We start from the raw sequence: 17,170 nt of genomic DNA, 5'->3' as shown, positions 1-17,170 counted from the left end.
ACTCCCGCTTCCAGCCTACGCCCCGCACCTGCCGCGGGGCGTTTGTTTTTTGTGCCGCCCCTTTAACTTTAAGTTTCGCCTTCAGCCAACAGCTCCAGCATCAGGGCCAGCCGCGCCTTGACCGGGCTCAGGCCCACCGCCACGGGAAACTCGTCGGCAGGCCTGGGCTGCAGAAAACCATCAGCGCAGCGCGTGCTGCGCCGCACCCGGACTCCCGCCACCTGCGCCCGTCGCAGAGCGGCCTCCAGTTCTCGATGCACCGTGCCGCCACCTGTGCCGGCCAGCACCAGACCGTGCAGGGGGGGGGCGCCGTACCGGGCAGCAACCGTCGGATCAGCCAGGGCATCGACCGTGGCACCACAGGCCGCGGCATGGCTGAGCAGGATCTCGACGCGCGGCATGGCCGGGGCTCCCAGAACGGCTTCCAGCAAAGTCTCCTGGGGTAGCTGCGACAGGGGCCAGTCACGTACGCGCTCGACGCGCCCCTGATGCACTCGCCCGACGTCACCCGCCTCGCCCGCGCTGAAGGCATCAAGCCTAGAACTGTGCACCTTCTGCACATCCTGCGCGCCGAGGATGCGACCTGCACAGACGACCAGCACGCCCTGGGCCCCAGCGCAGGCGGCCACCGCCAGAGCATCCCGCAGGTTCTGCGGGCCGTCGGTATCCGGGGCATTGGCCGGGCGCATGGCACAGGTCAGCACCACGGGCTTGCGCGGCGCCAGAAGGGTCTGCAACAGAAAGGCAGTCTCCTCCAGCGTGTCGGTGCCATGGGTGATGACCAGCCCCTGCACGTCGGCCTGGGCCAGCCAGTGAACACAGCGTTGTAACAACTTCTGCCATACGACCAGGTCCATGTCTTTGCTGTCGATCTGGGCCACCTGCTCGCTCAGCAGCTCGCTACCGCCGGGTGCCGCAAAACCGGCCAACAGCTCTCCTACCGGCTTCTGCGCAGCCACGTAGTCACGGCTGTCGGCCGCGCTGGCGGCCAGGCCGGCGATGGTGCCTCCCGTGCCCAAAACCACGATTTTTCCTTGCCCCACTTGCAATTCCCTAGAAACTGGTTAAAAATACAGTTACTGGATATCGAGACAGTGCCGTCTTGCCATCCAACCCACAGGAGTCGCCACGATGGACCTGCCGCAGTACCCGATCAAGCTGACCGCCCGCCAGCAGCAGATTCTGGACCTGATCCAGAGCGCCATTGCGCGCACCGGCGCCCCGCCCACGCGCGCCGAAATCGCCACCGAACTGGGCTTCAAGTCGGCCAACGCCGCCGAAGAGCATCTGCAGGCCTTGGCGCGCAAGGGCGTGATCGAACTGGTCAGCGGCACCTCGCGTGGCATCCGCCTGCAAGGCGAGGCGCTGCGTTCCATCAATGAATCGCGCATCAAGCAATTCTCCCTGCCCATGCCGGACCTGTCCCAACTGGCCCTGCCCCTGATCGGGCGTGTGGCTGCCGGTTCGCCCATTCTCGCGCAGGAACATGTAGACCAGACCTATTACGTCGAGAGCTCGCTGTTCCAGCGCAAGCCCGACTACCTGCTCAAGGTGCGCGGCATGTCCATGCGCGACGCCGGCATCATGGACGGCGACCTGCTGGCCGTGCAGTCCACCAAGGACGCCAAGAATGGCCAGATCGTCGTGGCGCGCCTGGGTGACGAGGTCACGGTCAAGCGCTTTCGCCGCAACAAGCACCTGATCGAACTGCTGCCCGAAAATCCCGACTACCAGACCATCGTGGTCGAGCCGGGTGACCCCTTTGAGATTGAGGGTCTGGCCGTCGGCCTGATCCGCAACACCATGCTCATGTGAACGCGCTGCGTCCCGCCCCGAAAGGTCAACGATGAACACCGCCTACGCCCTCTGGACTCCCCTGCAAGGCCTGCTGCGCTGGCTGGCACCCGCTACGCCCGGTCGGCCCGCCATGATGGCTCCTGCGCTGCCATCCGTACGCAACCCGGCCCTGGCCGCCGTACGCAGCCGCCCCATGCAACGCCCGCTGCGCGTGGTGCGCGTCATGGAAGCCGGCCAACCCCGCTCGCAGGTCGGTCGCATGGTGATCTCCGGCCGTATGGCCGACGTCTGCGCCGAACTCGACCGTCTGGCCGCCTGCGAAGCCGCACGCCACTGAGCCCTTTCCGTCGCCGCACCCTGCCACCATGCGGGTTAGCCCGCACGGAAGGCCGAGGCACAATAGCGGCATGAACATCGTGATTCTGGACGACTATCAGGACGTCGTACGCAAGCTGGACTGCGCGGCCAAACTGGCCGACTATCCCCCCAAGATCTTCACCAACACCGTCAAAGGCCTGGGCCAGCTCTCGGTCCGCCTGCGTGATGCCGACGTGCTGGTGCTGATCCGGGAACGCACCCCCATCACCCGCCAGCTGGTCGAAAAGCTGCCGCGCCTCAAGCTGATTGCCCAGACCGGCCGCATCGGCAGCCATATCGACCTGGCTGCCTGTACCGAACGTGGCATAGCCGTGGCCGAAGGCACCGGCTCACCGGTGGCACCGGCCGAACTGACCTGGGCCCTCATCATGGCTGCCATGCGCCGCCTGCCGCAGTACATCGGCAATCTCAAGCACGGCGCCTGGCAGCAATCCGGCCTGAAGTCGGCCGCCATGCCGCCCAACTTCGGCCTGGGCACGGTGCTGCGCGGCAAGACCTTGGGCATCTGGGGCTACGGCAAGATCGGGCAGCTGCTGGCCGGCTACGGCCGGGTGTTCGGCATGCGCGTACTGGTCTGGGGCCGTGAGCCCTCCCGTGAAAAGGCCGTGCAGGACGGTTACGAGGCTGCAGCCAGCCGTGAGGAATTCTTTCAGCAAAGCGATGTGCTCAGCCTGCACCTGCGCCTGAACGAGACCACGCGCGGCATCGTCACGGCCACCGATCTGGCACAAATGAAACCCACCGCGCTGCTGGTCAACACCTCGCGCGCAGAACTACTGGAACCCGAGGCTCTGATCCTCGCGCTCAACCACGGCCGCCCCGGCATGGCGGCGATCGATGTGTTCGAATCCGAACCCATCCTGCAGGGCCATGCCCTGCTGCGCCTGGAAAATTGCATCTGCACACCGCACATCGGCTACGTTGAGCAGGAAAGCTACGAGCTCTACTTCGGTACGGCCTTCGACAACGTGGTGAATTTCATCAAAGGCCAGCCCAGCAATATCGCGAATCCGGAAGCACTGAAGGTCTCGCGCTGACTGAGCGCCTGTTCACAGTCTCTTAGGCCGGCTTCGCGCCGAGTTTGGCCAGCATCTGCTCGGTGCTGGTCTTGCGGTCCGCGTTGACCGTCTGCACATGGGGCCGCGCGCCCATGACCTTGAGGTAGTCGCGCACGGGCAGGCCCGCCAGCACATCCTCGCCATAGATGATCTTGCTGGCGCTGGTCACCAGGGGCAGATGGGCCACCGCCGCACAATCCGCCAGCGTGAACTCCGCGCCCGCCACGTAGGGCGAAAACTTCACCAGCTTGGAAAATCCGTGAACGCCCTTGAGCAGCAACTTGCGGGTGCGCTCCTTGAGACCATCGCTGACCTTGCCCCCAAAAAAGGCTTCGGCGTAGAGGTCGCGCGCCACCAGTTCCAGATGCAATTCCATGTAAATGATCAGCTCCCGTACCTTGGCCGCGGCATAGGGATCTGCGGGAAGCAGGGGACGCTGCGGATAGACCGTCTCGATGTATTCCGCACAGGCACTGGATTCGGAAATCGGACCGGACGGTGTGTCCAGAAAGGGCACCTTGCCCATGGGGGACCGGTCCATCAGCAGGGGATGGGTATTGCCCGTCCAGACCCGCTCCTCCGTATAGGGCACATCCTTTTCAAGCAGCTGCAACTTCACCTTGTTGAAATAATTGCTGGCGGCAAATCCGCAGAGCTTCAATGTCATCGTGTCACCTCGGGTTTTGATTGGGGAATCCGGAACTTGGAGTCTCTCAGAGGACAAGGACAAAGGCAGTCCGGCAGGTGACTCTGGAAGGCCAAACGCCCGGGCCATAATTCCGGCCATGAAACCCGTTTACGCACACATCGCCGTCGTCGGCACCGGCGCCATGGGCCGCGGCATCGCCCAGATCGCCGCCCAGGCCGGCAGCACCGTCACCCTTTACGACAGCCAACCTGCTGCCATCGCCGCAGCGCAACAGGCCCTGGGCGAACAGTGGGACAAGATGGTGGAAAAGGGCCGCCTGGAAGCAACAGCCGCCTCCGCTTGCAAGACCAGGCTGCAAGCCGCCAGCAACCTCAAAGACCTGGCCAGTTGTGACCTGGTGGTGGAAGCCGTCGTGGAACGCCTGGACGTGAAGGCCACGCTCTTTGCCGAACTCGAAGGCATCGTCGGCGCCAACGCCGTTCTGGCCAGCAACACGTCTTCGCTCTCGATCACGGCCATTGCCGCCAAGCTGAAATCACCGCAGCGTGTGGCCGGTTACCACTTCTTCAACCCGGTGCCGGTGATGAAGGTGGTCGAAGTGATCGCCGGCCTGAAGACCGATCCGACGGTCTGCGCCGCCCTCTCGGAATACGCGCGCCAGATGGGCCACACCCCCGTGACCGCGCAGGACACACCGGGTTTCATCGTCAACCATGCCGGCCGCGGTTATGGCACCGAGGCGTTGCGCATCGTCAGCGAGGGCGTGGCCGACTACGCCACCATCGACCGCATCCTGCGTGACCAGGCCGGTTTCAAGCTCGGCCCCTTCGAACTGATGGACCTGACCGCACTGGACGTCTCGCACCCTGTGATGGAGTCCATCTACCACCAGTACTTCGAAGAGCCGCGTTACCGCCCCAGCGTCATCACCGCGCAGCGCCTGGCCGGTGGCGTGCTGGGTCGCAAGACGGGTGAAGGCTTTTACCGCTACGAGAAGAACGTGGCCCAGGTCGCCCCCGAGTTGCCGGCACCACAGGTGACCGATATCCCACCGGTCTGGGTTTCGCCGCGCGCAGCACGTCGCGCCGAACTGCTGCAACTGCTCAAGGATCTGGGCGCGAAGATCGAAACCGGACAATCTCCCTCGGGCACTGCACTCACCGTCGTGGCCCCGTTGGGCTTTGACGTTACCACGGTAGCCGTGGTAGAGCGCCTGGACCCAGCGCGCACGGTGGGCATCGACCTGCTGATCGAGGATGTCGCGACGAAACGTCGTGTGCTGGCCACCAACCCGGCCACGCGCACCGACATGCGCGATGCCGCCCACGCCCTGTTCGCGCGCGATGGCAAGGCCGTGAGCGTGATCCGCGACAGCGGTGGTTTTGTCACGCAGCGCGTGGTGGCCAACATCGTCAATATCGCAGCCGACATCTGCCAGCAGCGCATCTGCTCGCCCGCCGACCTGGAGACCGCCGTGACCCTGGGCCTGGGCTACCCCATGGGTCCGCTGGCCATGGGCAACCGCTATGGCCCGACCAATGTGCTGGAGGTGCTGTTCAATCTGCAGACCGTCTACGGCGACCCGCGCTACCGCCCCAGCCCCTGGCTGCGCCGACGCGGTGCCATCGGCCTGTCGCTGCTGCACGAGGAAGATTGAAACTTCGTGAGACACTCCATCGTCGCCGGGCCATTCCCAAGGCGATGACCGTAGCGCGTGGCGCGGAGGCTTTCGAATTCATATGAGCGCACAACTGCTGAGCACCAGCCAGGGCCGCACCATGGTGCTGACCCTTTCCAACCCGGGCCGCCACAACGCCCTGGGGCCCGAGATGTATGCCGCCGGCGTGGAGGCCTTGAGCGTCGCCGAGAGCAATCCTGAAGTGCGCAGCGTGCTCATCACCGGGGAAGGCGAGCTCTTCTGCGCCGGTGGCGACCTGCACCGCCTGCAGGCCAGCCGCCAGCTCGATCCAGCCGTGCAAGCCGAGAGCATCGAAGGTCTGCACAACTGGATCGAGGCCATCCGCACTTTCCCCAAGCCGGTGATCGCCGCCGTGGAAGGCGCGGCGGCCGGCGCCGGTTTCTCGCTGGCGCTGGCCTGTGATTTCATCGTGGCTGCAAGCGACGCCGTGTTCGTGATGGCCTACAGCAATGTGGCCCTCTCACCTGACGGCGGCGCCAGCTGGAGCCTGGCCCAGGCCCTGCCACGCCAGCTGGTCAGCGAACTGCTCATGTGCGGCGAGCGCACGACAGCCGCACGCCTGCACGCGCTGGGCCTGGTGAACCGGGTCTGCGACCCGGGCCAGGCCATGAACGAGGCCCTGGCCATGGCCGAGAACCTGAATGCACGCGCCCCCAATGTGCTGGCCAGCATCAAGGAGCTGCTCAACGAGGCCCCCCAGGCCAGCCTGTCCCAGCAGCTGGCGCAGGAGCGCAAGCATTTCGTGAACAATCTGCACCATCCGAACGCCGGCAGCGGTATCGCCGCCTTCCTGGCGAAGCAGAAGCCGCGCTACGAATAAGCCGTGGGGGCACCCCGCCCCTTTCAGGCAGACGCCCAGGTGACAACCCCCTGGCGTTCAGTCCGTCCCTGGGGTGACAATCAGACACGATCACGTCACCCACAAGACAGCCCATGGACGATCCCATTCTTACCATCGAGGAACGCACGGCCATCAACGCCGGGCGCTGGTTTTCCACCCTGTCACCCTCACTGCGACACGACATCCTGCGATGTGCCTACGTACGACGATACAAGGACGGCGATCTCCTAGCGGCCCGCGGCGAGCCGCCCGAGGAGTGGATCGCCTGCGCCAAGGGCGCGATCCGCGTGAGCTCAACCTCGATTTCGGGCAAGCAGGTCACGCTGACCTATGTGGAGCCCGGGGTCTGGATCGGCGATGTGGCCATCTTCGACGGCGACCGGCGCACGCACGACGCCTACGCCCATGGCGACACCACCACGCTGTGCGTGGCCAAGGCCGATTTCAAGAAGATCCTCGCCAGCCACGTCGAACTCTACGAGGCATTGCTGCGCCTGCACGCGCGTCGCATCCGCCAGCTCTACGGTCTGGTGGAAGACCTCAACACCCTGCCGCTGCGCGCGCGCCTGGCCAAGCAGCTGCTGCACCTCTTGCGCAGTTATGGCGTGCCCTCGCTGAGCGATGGACGCGAGGTGCGCATCGGCTTGCAACTGGCCCAGGAAGAACTGGCCCAACTGCTGGGCGCCTCGCGCCAGCGCGTCAACCAGGAGCTCAAGGCCATGGAGCGCGAGGACGTCATCCGCATCGAACCGGGTGGCCTGGTGGTGCGCAACCGCGATGCACTGATGCACATCATCGAATCCGACCATTGAACAAGGCATCCAGCCCAACAACATGAGCGAACTCGAACAGCAATACGTGGGCACCCGCCCCGTCTCCGCCGCCCACGCCTTCGACGTGGCTGCCCTTGAAACCTGGTTGCTGAAGAACCTGCCCGGCTTTGCCGGTCCGTTGAGTGTGGAAGCATTCAAGGGCGGCCAGTCCAATCCGACCTACAAGCTCATCACGCCTACGCGCAGCTACGTGATGCGCGCCAAGCCCGGGCCGGTAGCCAAGCTGCTGCCCTCGGCCCACGCCATCGAACGCGAGTACGCCGTGATGCACGGCCTGCACGGCACGGCAGTGCCTGTGCCGCAGATGCACAGCCTGTGCGAGGACGAATCCGTGATCGGCCGCGCCTTCTACATCATGGAGTTTATGCCGGGGCGCATCCTGTGGGACCAGTCCCTGCCGGACTTCGACCCGGCAGGACGGCGTGCCATGTACCTGGAGATGAACCGGGTCATCGCCGCCCTGCACAAGGTGAATTTCGCAGCGCAAGGCCTCGCCGACTATGGCAAGCCTGGCAACTACGTCGAACGTCAGATCGGCCGCTGGGGCAAGCAGTACCGGGCCTCGGCCGACGGCGCCGGTACCCTCTCTCAACCCATCGCGGAAATGGAAAAGCTGCTCGACTGGCTGCCCGCCCACCTGCCCGCCAGCGCGCGCGACGAAAGCCTGGTCAGCATCGTGCATGGCGACTACCGACTCGACAACCTGATGTTCCACGCCAGTGAACCGCGCGTGATCGCCGTGCTGGACTGGGAGCTCTCCACCCTGGGCCACCCCCTGGCCGACTTCGCCTACCACTGCATGGCCTGGCACATCCCGCCCGGGGCCTTCCGCGGCATCGGTGGCCTGGACCTGGCTGCGCTCGGCATCCCTGCTGAAGACGAGTACATCCGCCTCTACTGCGAGCGCACCGGCCTGGCCACGCCCGAGACGCTCAAAGCCGACTGGAACTTCTACATGGCCTACAACATGTTCCGCATTGCCGCCATCCTGCAAGGCATCGCCAAGCGGGTCGAGAACGGCACCGCTTCCAGCGCCCAGGCGCAGAAATCCGCCGCAGGCGCACGCCCCATGGCCGCCATGGCCTGGCAGTTCGCTCTGCAGGCCTGAACCCTCACAACGCATCACCCCAGGAGCACAGCATGGACTTCGACTACTCGCCCAAAACCAAGGACTTCCAGGCCCGCCTGCTCAAGTTCATGGACGATCACATCTACCCCAATGAGCAGGCCATGCACGATGAACTGGAGGCCAACACAGCTGCCGGCAAGCGCTGGACGCCGCTGCAGCTGATCGAGAAGCTCAAGATCGAAGCCCAAAAACAGGGCCTGTGGAACCTTTTCCTGCCGAAAGACAGCGCCGAGATTGCTGGGGTCCAGGCGGCCGGCCTGACCAACCAGGAGTACGCGCCCCTGGCCGAGATCATGGGGCGCGTGTACTGGGCTTCAGAGGTCTTCAACTGCTCGGCCCCCGACACCGGCAATATGGAGACCATCGCGCGCTACGGCAACGACCAGCACCGCAAGGAATGGCTGCAGCCCCTGCTCGCCGGCAAGATCCGCTCGGCCTTTGCCATGACCGAACCCGACGTGGCGTCCAGCGACGCCACCAACATCGCCACTCGCATCGAGCGCCAGGGCGACGACTACGTGATCAACGGCCGCAAGTGGTGGACCTCGGGCGCCGGCGACCCGCGCTGCGCCATCTACATCCTCATGGGCAAGACCGACCCGGAGGCGCCGCGCCACTCACAACAAAGCATGATCCTGGTGCCGGCCAATACGCCGGGGGTCAAGATCATGCGCCCTTTAAGTGTCCTGGGTTACGACGACGCGCCGCACGGCCATATGGAAGTGGACTTCAAGAACGTCCGGGTGCCGGCCTCCAACATCCTGCTCGGCGAAGGCCGCGGCTTCGAGATCGCCCAGGGTCGCCTGGGCCCGGGGCGCATCCATCACTGCATGCGCCTGATCGGCCAGGCAGAACGCGCGCTGGAGTACATGTGCAAACGCGCCTCCTCACGCGTGGCCTTCGGCAAACCGGTGGCCGCCCAGACCGTGACGCAGGAGCGCATCGCCGAGGCCCGCTGCAAGATCGACATGGCGCGCCTGCTCACGCTCAAGGCCGCCTGGATGATGGACGTGGCCGGCAACAAATTCGCCAAGAACGAGATCGCCATGATCAAGGTGGTCGCGCCAAGCATGGCTTGCCAGGTGATCGACTGGGCCATGCAGGTGCACGGTGGCGGCGGCATGTGCCAGGACTTTCCCCTGGCCTACTCCTACGCCCACGCCCGCACGCTGCGTTTTGCCGACGGCCCGGACGAGGTACACCGCAACGCCATCGCCAAGCTGGAACTCGGCAAGTACGCGGTCAACCCGAAGCCGGTAGAGATGCCGATCACACGCGGTTGCTGAAAACCACGGACAATCGCGGGGCCGGCATTTGCCGGCCCCTTTTCATTGGAGCAAGAGATGATCGACGTCTACTCCTGGGCAACGCCCAACGGCCACAAAGTCCACATCATGCTGGAGGAATGCGGCCTGCCCTATCGCGTACACCCCATCAATATCGGTGCCGGTGACCAGTTCAAACCCGAGTTCCTGAAGATCAGTCCCAACAACAAGATCCCGGCCCTGGTTGACTCCGAGGGACCGGATGGCCAGCCAATCTCGCTGTTCGAGTCGGGTGCCATCCTGCTCTACCTGGCGGCCAAGACCGGCAAATTCCTCCCGAAGACAGATCGGCAGAAGTACGAAGTGCTGCAGTGGCTGATGTTCCAGATGGGCGGCGTCGGCCCCATGCTCGGTCAGACCCATCACTTTCGCATCTACGCGCCAGAAAAGATCGACTACGCGGTGAACCGTTACACCAACGAGGCCAAGCGCCTCTACGGCGTGATGGACAAGCAGCTTGCCTCGCACCGTTACATCGCTGGGGACGAATACAGTGTTGCCGACATCGCCATCTTTCCCTGGCTGCGCAGCTGGAAAAACCAGGGCATAGACTGGGCCGACTATCCACATTTGAAGCAGTGGTTCGACGCCATCGCGGATCGCCCGGCCGTGGTCCGCGGCGTGCAGGTGCTGGCCGACCAGCGCAAGCCCCTGGTGGACGACAAGGCGCGCGAGATGATGTTCGGTGCCACGCAATACCAGCGCCGTTGAAACCAGACTACCAGGGCTTGTCGGTCAGGCCGGACCAGAGCGCGTCCAGGTCAGGGAACTTCCATAGCGCCGGGTCTTCGCGGCCTGCGATCTTGTCGTGGCAGGTCGGTGCCGACAGGTCGATGATCTCGGGCGTGATGCGCAGGCTGGCCTTGGTGGAGTAGAACACCTTGACCAGCGGCGCAGTCAGTGCCTTGTTCGACTGCTCCACGACCACGCCCAGACGCCCGGAGGCCAGGCGGACCAGGGAGCCGATCGGGTAGATGCCCAGGCTCTTCACGAAGGCCTGGAACACCTTCTGGTCGAAATGCCCATTGGCCCATTCGGCCATCTTGCGCAGGGACTCGGCCGGATCCCAGCCGTTCTTGTAGGGCCGGTTGGAGGTGATGGCGTCGTAGACATCGCACACGGCACCCATCTTGGCAAACAGGCTGATCTCCGCATCCTTGAGGCCCTTGGGATAGCCCGAACCATCGGTCTTCTCGTGATGATGCAGGCAGACGTCCATGGCGATCGGGTCGACATTGCCCACGGCCATCAGCATGGCATGGCCTTGGACCGGATGGCTTTTCATGATGGTGAACTCTTCCTCGGTCAGCTTGCCAGGCTTGTTCAGAACCTTCATCGGCGTGGCCGCCTTGCCCAGGTCGTGCAGCAGGCCAGCCAGGCCAGCTGAACGGATCTGGGCCTCATCCAGGCCCAGCTGGCGTGCCAGCGCAATCATCATGGCGCAGACTGCCACGGAGTGCATGTAGGTGTAGTCGTCTGCCGTCTTCAGACGCGCCAGGCTGATCAGCGCGTTGACATTGCGGGCCACGGAATCGGAAATCTCTTCGACCAGACGCTGGGCACCGGCGGCGTCCACGGTCTTGCCCATGCGCGCCTCCTGGAACATGGAGACGACGGCCTTCTTGGACTGCAGGCAGATCTGTGCTGCCCGCTCGTATTCGGCCGCCACGGTCACTGGCTCGGTCTTGCGCTGGGCCTGCGCCAACGCTTGCAGTTCCTGCTCGACCTGGGCATCGGATTGCGCCTCGGACACAGCGCTCTGGCCGGCAGGCACATCGCTGCCCTTGTCACTGTCTATCCAGACTTCCTTGATGCTGCTGGCCAGGATGCGTTCCAGATCCTTGGGGTCCTTGAGTACGAAGCCGCTGCGCCAGAAGGGATGCTCCATCCAGGAACCGCAGAACTCCTTGATGTGCATCCCGAGGGTCAGTTGGTCGACGCGGATACGCTTGAGCATGTGTGTGGTTCAACTTCGCACGAAGCAAAGTGTGCAGCCCATTCTACCGAAGGCACCTGCACACGCGGTTCACCGCAACGCGCTTAGCGCAGCGGCACCCCTGCCTGGCGCAGATAGGTCAGCACCTCTGGGCTCACCGGCCCCAGCGCACGCGCCTGCTCGGCCTGCTGCGCCGCGGCATCCAGCTGCCCCAAGGCGGCCATGGACACGGCAGCGCCCAGCATCCAGCGCGCTTCGCCGGGCCGCATTTGCAAGGCCGCCAGATAGGATTGGACGGACTCCTGGTGCCGCCCCAGGCGCTGTGCCGCATTGCCACGCACCGCCCACAAATCGGCCTGACCCGACAAGGCCGGCTCCAGCCGGCTCAGCAGGCCCAGCACAGCAGCCGGCCGCCCCAGGGCCAATTCCATGCGCACCTGCTCGCGAACCAATGGAGCCAGCACAGGGACATCGACCGGCTGGCCGCGCTCGACCACCGCCACCGCTTCACGCACCAGCTCGAGGGCCGGTTCACGGGAACCTGCATTCCAGAGCAGCTGGGCCTGGGCCAGCGTCTCCTGGGCCAGGCCCAGACGGCGCTGCGGCACCTCACCTGTAGCGGCCGCGCCGGCCGTTGCAGGTGCGGCGGGCGCGGCCGCGGGGGCGGCCGGGCCAGGTGGCGTTGCCCCCGTATCCGAAGCCGGAGACGAAGCGCGTTTCCTGCTTGGCTTTTCCTTCTTTTCGACGGCCAAGGGGGATGGCGTCTCGGCGAGGGCCACCTCGGCTCGCCCCTTCTTCCTGGGGCTGGCCACGGCTGGCGCCATCGGCTCGGGCTCGACCACAACAGGCACGGCATTCGCGACCAAGGCAGCCTCTGCCGGCGCATTGCTGACAGCCTCCGGCGCGGACGCCGCCGATACCGGGGCCAGAGCAGGAGGATCGGCCGCCACCGGTGGCGGCACGGAAGGCGGGGAGGATAGCCCCGATCCCAGATACCAGTACGCCGCAGCGCCCGTGAGCACCAGGAGCAGAACAACCCATGACCAGCGTGCTGCGCGATGCGGCGCGGCCATCAGCACACTGGCGGTCCCCTCCATGGCAGCCGGGCTGGCCTGGCGCGGATGGCCGGGGCCCGCATCGGTTCGACGCGCATCGAGATCGCGCAGCATCTTGTTGATGACACTCACACTATTTCCCCCGCATGTGATTTGCCTTGGAGGGAACGTGGGCCAAGGAGTCGACGCCACCAGCGCGACCAGCGTCCCGCCTTCATCTGCACCCCCGGCGTATCGGCCGCGGCCAGCTCGACATGGTGCGCCTGTACGCGATGCATGTTTTCACCGAAAGCGAGCAGCAGACACTTGTGGGCCAGCACATTGATCAGGCGCGGCACACCGCGGCTGTACTGGGCCAGGGCGAGAGCGGCTGCAGGTTCGAACACCCGGATATCGGTCAGTCCGTCTTCGGCGGCCACGGCCAGACGATGCGCCAGATAGGCCCCGACCCGCTCGGGCTGCATGCCTCCCAGGTATTCGCTGAAGGTGATGCGTTGCAGCAGCTGGCGAATCTGCGGTCGCGCCAGAATTTCATCGAGCTCGGGCTGACCGAACAAGACGATCTGCAGGAGCTTGCGCTTCTCGGTTTCCAGGTTGGAAAGCAGCCGCAGGCTCTCCAGTGTGGCCATTCGCGTGGCCTGCGCCTCGTCGATGCAGACCAGCACCGAGCGCCCAGCTTCGGCGTGTCTGAGCAGGCCCTCCTGCAGGCTGGACAGCACCTGGTGGCGGCTCAGCGGCGGCACCAGCTCGATGCCAAGTTCTCGCGCCAGTGCCATGAGCAGGTCGTCCGGTCCCATATCGGGATTGGGGATGTAGGCCGTGACGAATTCGTCCTGCAGGCTGCGCAGCAACTGACGGCACAGCAGGGTCTTGCCGCAGCCGACCTCCCCCACGATCTTGAGGAAACCCTCGCCGCTACGCAGGGCGATCAGCAGGGTGTTCAGCGCCGCCTGCGCACCCTCATGCGGGTAGAAGAAGGCTGGGTCCGGCGTGATGGAGAACGGCAGTTCACGCAGGGAAAAGTGCCGCAGGTACATGGCTTACCTGGCCGCGGGTTTCGCGGATGTCTCCTGCTCCGAACCCTCGAGCTTGATCACGCGACGACGGCTGGCGTCGATGTCTTCCAGCGCTGCGCGCGAACGCTCGGTCTGTGCCTCCCAGTCCTGCGCGGTGCGGATGATGGTGGGCTTGATCAGGACCACCAGTTCCTTCTTGCGGGCAACGTTGGCGCGGTTGCCGAGCAGGAAGCCGAAGGGGTTACCCTCGGCGGTCGAACCCGGCACGCCGGAAGCGCTGCGGCTGGAGGACAGCTGCATCAGGCCGCCAATGGCTGCGATGTTGCCGTCTTGCAGACGGACCATGGTGTCGGTCTCGTTGACGCTGCTCGAAGCCAGCGGCAGACGGTAGAGACCCACGCTGCCCAGGTCCACGTCCTTGGTCTTCTCGGTGACCGTGGTCACCGAGGGATGGATGTGCAGCATGATGCTGCTGCCGTCATCGATCTGCGGTGTCACGTCCAGCGCGATCCCTGAGAAGAAAGGCGTGAGCGTCAGCGTGGGCAGAGTGGTGGTGCCGGCCACTCCAACCACGCCACTGCTGGTCGTCGTGCCACCGGTGACGTTGGTCACGAAATAGTCGTCCGCACCTACCTTGAGTACGGCTTTCTGGTTGTTCAGTGTGGCCAGGCGGGGGCTGGAGAGGGTCTGCACATCCCCCTGCGACTCCAGGAAACCCAGGACCACGCCGAACTGGCTGGTGGCCAGCGCCAGGCCGAACAGCCCGCCGCCCGCGGCCACCGAGGGAATCGCAACGGGCGAGACGCCCGATGCGGTCGCACCGGAGGACAGCAAGGCGTTGCTGGTCGCCACGCCGCTGCCCAGCACGCCGAGCACGCCCGAACCATTGCTGTCGGAGCCGAATGCCCCCCAGTTGATGCCACTTTGCTGGCCCTCGCGCAGCTCGACCTCGACGATCTTGGCTTCCAGCATGACCTGGCGCTCCACCGCCACCTGGGTCGCCTTGAGGAAGCGCTCCACCTGACGCAACTCCTCAGGCATGGCACGTACGGCCATGATGCCGGCCTGCGGGCTGATCACCACATTGCGCCCCTGCCCTCCGCCAACGAGCCCGCGCACGGCATCCGACAGTTCGGCCCAGAAATCGGATTTCGAGTCGGTCGAAATCCGGCTGCTCTCGCCCTGGCGCTGGGTGCTCTGGGCGCCGGTGCCCTGCACACCCGTCATGGAAGTGACCCCCGTGGTCCCGACGGTGCCCGGATTGGCTGGTGCAGACCCCGAGGAAACCCGCACTTCGCTGCGTCCGGTGCGCTGTGCATGCGGATAGTTCAGCGTGAAGATGCGGGTCTGCAAGGTAGGTGCATAGATGGTGATACGACGCCCCTCCATGCGAAAGTCATAGCCGTAGACGTCACGGATCGACTCGAGTGCTTCTTTCACCGTCACCCCGCGCAGCGTCACGGAAATGCTGCCCGTCACGTCCGGGTGCATCAGCATGCTGTAGCGCGTGTCGGCCACCAGGGCCAGAAAGACTTCGCGCGCGTTGGCATTGTTGACCAGCAGGTCCAGGCGCGGTTCGGGCGGCACCGGCACCGCCGGTGGCGCCGGCTCGGCCAGCGCATCGCTGACACGGGCCGGCACGGCCCCACTCGTTTTGGGAGTTGCGGCCAGTTCGGAACGGATCGTTTCGGCCACGTCAGGGGTACGTCGCGGTCGCTCCGCACAACCGGCCAGCAGGCCCAGGCACAGGACGAGGCCGGGGATCAGCCCGGGCATCGCGGGCCAGCGGTGTTTTCGGGTGGTCGTCGTAGCCATCATGGTGTTGCCATTCTCATGCATAAAGGTGGAATTCAAGGCTGTGCAGGTGGCACGCTGCGGCGCAGCACGCCGGCATACAGCGGAACCTTGCGCAGTTCGCGCCCCTCGCGCAGCCAGACTTCAGTTTCGGTGATGCGTTCAATGCGGGCGCGCCCCAGCGTCTGGCCTTCGGCATACAGACGGGTGCCCACGGCAACATGCGGCCGGCCATCGACCACGATCACGGACCAGCCGCCCGGAGTAGAGCGGGACGGCACGGCCACGCCCCCCCCACCGCTGCCCGGCGGTACGGTAGGGTCACGCAGCGTCTGAGCCTCCAGAGAAGCGGAAGCCAGCAGCACCAGGCAGATGAGCAAGCCCTTCATGGTGTGGCCCCCACCAGCCAGACCTGCAAGGTCAGTTCGGCCGATTGACGCTCGCTGTTCATCCGCATGACGCCCCAGCGCAGGGCTGGCAATGCGCGCTCCAGGGTCTGTACATAACGGGTCAGCTCATGGTAGGAGCCGGCCACGGTCAGCTCCAGGCCCTGACGTGTCATGCCCGCCGTGGCCCCCTGGCCCTGGCGGTTGTCGGGGGCCAACGTTGCCGTGCGCACGAGCACCAGCCCCTCGTGCCGCCGCAGGAAATGCACCAGCACTTTCGTCAGGGGCGTCCCGTCCGCTTTCGCCAGCGGCATCTGTGCAATCTCCTGGTTCACGGCCGCCAGGCGTTCACGTACCCGCACCAGTTCTTCGCGCACCTGCTGACCCGGCCCGTTCTCGGCGCCGCTGGTTCTGAGCTCCTCGCGCAGGCGTTGCAGTTCGGTGTCCTGCGCGGCAAAACGCTGCGTGATCTGCTGATGCAGTGCCTGGGCCGGAGCCAGCCACAACACATTGGCCAATAGCATGGACAGGATGATCAAGGTGAGGAAGAGAAACACCCGCTCCCGCAAGCTCAGCGCGTCAATGCGCGCGGCCAGTTTGACCCACCAGGCTTTCATGGCTTGCCTCCCGTGCCGCTCTGGGCCAGGGCCGTCACCAGGGTGTAGGACCAGAGCGGCCCGGCCATGGCCGGTACCGTGGCGCTGCCAGCAGCCCGCCCCTCGGTGATGACACGTTCGATCTTGACCACAGACAGCTGCTGCCCTTCGAGCAACGGACTTTCGGCCAGCCTGGCCACCCAGCCATTGAGCGCGGCTGGCTCCATCGTGTAGCCACTGAGCTCCAGGCGCAGGTCGTCGGCACGAACGTCGGTTACCCAGGCTTGCGGCGGAATGCTGCGGGCTATCAGTTGAAGCCGGGCCGCATGCCCATAGCCTTCGCGTAGCAGACCGCGTTTGAGTTCCAGAAGAAGCAGCTCACGCTGTTGCAGTTCGGTCTGCTGGGCCTGCAACTCCTTCAACTGAGCCGCATCGGCCGGAGCCGCATTGGCGCGGTTGATCTGGATGGCCGCCTGCAAACGTGCAATTTCACGCTGGTTGCTGCTCACCGACTGCTGGTAGCCCGAACTCAGGGACTGCAGGGTCCACGACCAGTAGCCCGACAGCAGGCCGCCCAGCAGTACGAATACGCCCAGTGAACGGGCCATGGTGGACGCAGAGAAATAGCGCTTCTGCGTCAGGAAGATAGGGTTGCAGAGATTGATTTGCTGGGGCATG

At 65.1% G+C, this 17,170-nt stretch carries 18 protein-coding genes; 9 read left to right on the top strand and 9 right to left on the bottom strand.

Annotated elements, in window-relative coordinates; genetic code table 11:
• Positions 1-68: 68 nt before the first annotated feature.
• Positions 69-1,025: an asparaginase gene (locus AC07NT_RS04695; RefSeq protein ID WP_498597589.1), complete on the bottom strand. Its 957-nt coding sequence runs from the start codon at positions 1,023-1,025 to the stop codon at positions 69-71.
• A gap of 106 nt (positions 1,026-1,131) precedes the next feature.
• Between AC07NT_RS04695 and lexA the strand changes: the two genes are divergently transcribed.
• From lexA to AC07NT_RS04680, 3 genes are all read left to right on the top strand, one after another.
• The gene (gene lexA, locus AC07NT_RS04690; RefSeq protein ID WP_498597590.1) at positions 1,132-1,815 is read left to right on the top strand and encodes a transcriptional repressor LexA; all 684 of its coding nucleotides are present in this window, start codon (positions 1,132-1,134) and stop codon (positions 1,813-1,815) included.
• A gap of 31 nt (positions 1,816-1,846) precedes the next feature.
• A complete protein-coding gene (locus tag AC07NT_RS04685) occupies positions 1,847-2,134 on the top strand; it encodes a hypothetical protein (protein WP_498597591.1) in 288 nt (95 codons plus the stop codon).
• A 70-nt stretch (positions 2,135-2,204) separates the two neighbouring features.
• Positions 2,205-3,212 carry a D-2-hydroxyacid dehydrogenase family protein gene (locus AC07NT_RS04680; RefSeq protein WP_498597592.1) on the top strand — a complete coding sequence of 336 codons (1,008 nt, stop codon included), beginning with the start codon at positions 2,205-2,207 and terminating at the stop codon, positions 3,210-3,212.
• A gap of 22 nt (positions 3,213-3,234) precedes the next feature.
• Here the strand turns inward: AC07NT_RS04680 and AC07NT_RS04675 are convergent, their stop codons facing one another.
• The gene (locus AC07NT_RS04675; RefSeq protein ID WP_498597593.1) at positions 3,235-3,900 is read right to left on the bottom strand and encodes a glutathione S-transferase; all 666 of its coding nucleotides are present in this window, start codon (positions 3,898-3,900) and stop codon (positions 3,235-3,237) included.
• A 118-nt stretch (positions 3,901-4,018) separates the two neighbouring features.
• Here AC07NT_RS04675 and AC07NT_RS04670 point away from each other — a divergent pair, with 118 nt between their 5' ends.
• The 6 genes from AC07NT_RS04670 to AC07NT_RS04645 all read left to right on the top strand — a co-directional run bounded on the left by AC07NT_RS04670 (position 4,019) and on the right by AC07NT_RS04645 (position 10,420).
• Positions 4,019-5,539, top strand: coding sequence for a 3-hydroxyacyl-CoA dehydrogenase (locus tag AC07NT_RS04670; RefSeq protein WP_498597594.1), 1,521 nt, complete (start codon positions 4,019-4,021; stop codon positions 5,537-5,539).
• 82 nt (positions 5,540-5,621) lie between these two features.
• A complete protein-coding gene (locus tag AC07NT_RS04665; protein ID WP_498597595.1) occupies positions 5,622-6,401 on the top strand; it encodes an oxepin-CoA hydrolase, alternative type in 780 nt (259 codons plus the stop codon).
• Positions 6,402-6,514: 113 nt separating this feature from the next.
• A complete protein-coding gene (locus tag AC07NT_RS04660) occupies positions 6,515-7,234 on the top strand; it encodes a Crp/Fnr family transcriptional regulator (protein WP_498597596.1) in 720 nt (239 codons plus the stop codon).
• Between the two features lie 22 nt (positions 7,235-7,256).
• Positions 7,257-8,363 carry a phosphotransferase gene (locus tag AC07NT_RS04655; RefSeq protein ID WP_498597597.1) on the top strand — a complete coding sequence of 369 codons (1,107 nt, stop codon included), beginning with the start codon at positions 7,257-7,259 and terminating at the stop codon, positions 8,361-8,363.
• A gap of 32 nt (positions 8,364-8,395) precedes the next feature.
• Positions 8,396-9,670, top strand: a complete 1,275-nt coding sequence (locus AC07NT_RS04650; protein WP_498597598.1) for an acyl-CoA dehydrogenase family protein — start codon at positions 8,396-8,398, stop codon at positions 9,668-9,670.
• A gap of 57 nt (positions 9,671-9,727) precedes the next feature.
• The gene (locus tag AC07NT_RS04645; protein ID WP_498597599.1) at positions 9,728-10,420 is read left to right on the top strand and encodes a glutathione binding-like protein; all 693 of its coding nucleotides are present in this window, start codon (positions 9,728-9,730) and stop codon (positions 10,418-10,420) included.
• 7 nt (positions 10,421-10,427) lie between these two features.
• On the opposite strand, the gene AC07NT_RS04640 is transcribed toward AC07NT_RS04645, so the two are convergent.
• The 7 genes from AC07NT_RS04640 to AC07NT_RS04610 all read right to left on the bottom strand — a co-directional run bounded on the left by AC07NT_RS04640 (position 10,428) and on the right by AC07NT_RS04610 (position 17,169).
• Complete coding sequence (locus AC07NT_RS04640; RefSeq protein ID WP_498597600.1) at positions 10,428-11,666, bottom strand: HD-GYP domain-containing protein; 1,239 nt, start codon at positions 11,664-11,666, stop codon at positions 10,428-10,430.
• Positions 11,667-11,749: 83 nt separating this feature from the next.
• Positions 11,750-12,832, bottom strand: coding sequence for a hypothetical protein (locus AC07NT_RS04635; RefSeq protein ID WP_498597601.1), 1,083 nt, complete (start codon positions 12,830-12,832; stop codon positions 11,750-11,752).
• Positions 12,829-13,737: an ExeA family protein gene (locus AC07NT_RS04630; protein WP_498597602.1), complete on the bottom strand. Its 909-nt coding sequence runs from the start codon at positions 13,735-13,737 to the stop codon at positions 12,829-12,831. The genes AC07NT_RS04635 and AC07NT_RS04630 overlap by 4 nt, the downstream gene beginning before the upstream one ends.
• Positions 13,738-13,740: 3 nt before the next feature.
• A complete protein-coding gene (locus tag AC07NT_RS04625) occupies positions 13,741-15,534 on the bottom strand; it encodes a secretin GspD/PilQ domain-containing protein (protein ID WP_498597603.1) in 1,794 nt (597 codons plus the stop codon).
• Between the two features lie 32 nt (positions 15,535-15,566).
• A complete protein-coding gene (locus AC07NT_RS04620) occupies positions 15,567-15,899 on the bottom strand; it encodes a hypothetical protein (RefSeq protein WP_498597604.1) in 333 nt (110 codons plus the stop codon).
• Positions 15,896-16,513, bottom strand: a complete 618-nt coding sequence (locus tag AC07NT_RS04615) for a hypothetical protein (RefSeq protein ID WP_498597605.1) — start codon at positions 16,511-16,513, stop codon at positions 15,896-15,898. The genes AC07NT_RS04620 and AC07NT_RS04615 overlap by 4 nt, the downstream gene beginning before the upstream one ends.
• Entirely contained in the window at positions 16,510-17,169 is a 660-nt protein-coding gene (locus tag AC07NT_RS04610; RefSeq protein WP_498597606.1) for a PilN domain-containing protein, read from the bottom strand. The genes AC07NT_RS04615 and AC07NT_RS04610 overlap by 4 nt, the downstream gene beginning before the upstream one ends.
• Between the last annotated feature and the right edge of the window lies 1 nt (position 17,170).

The organism is Hylemonella sp. GW821-FHT10B10 (genome assembly GCF_059415585.1).
Note: the sequence above shows the minus strand (reverse complement) of the source record. Positions and strands in the feature narration are given on the sequence as shown.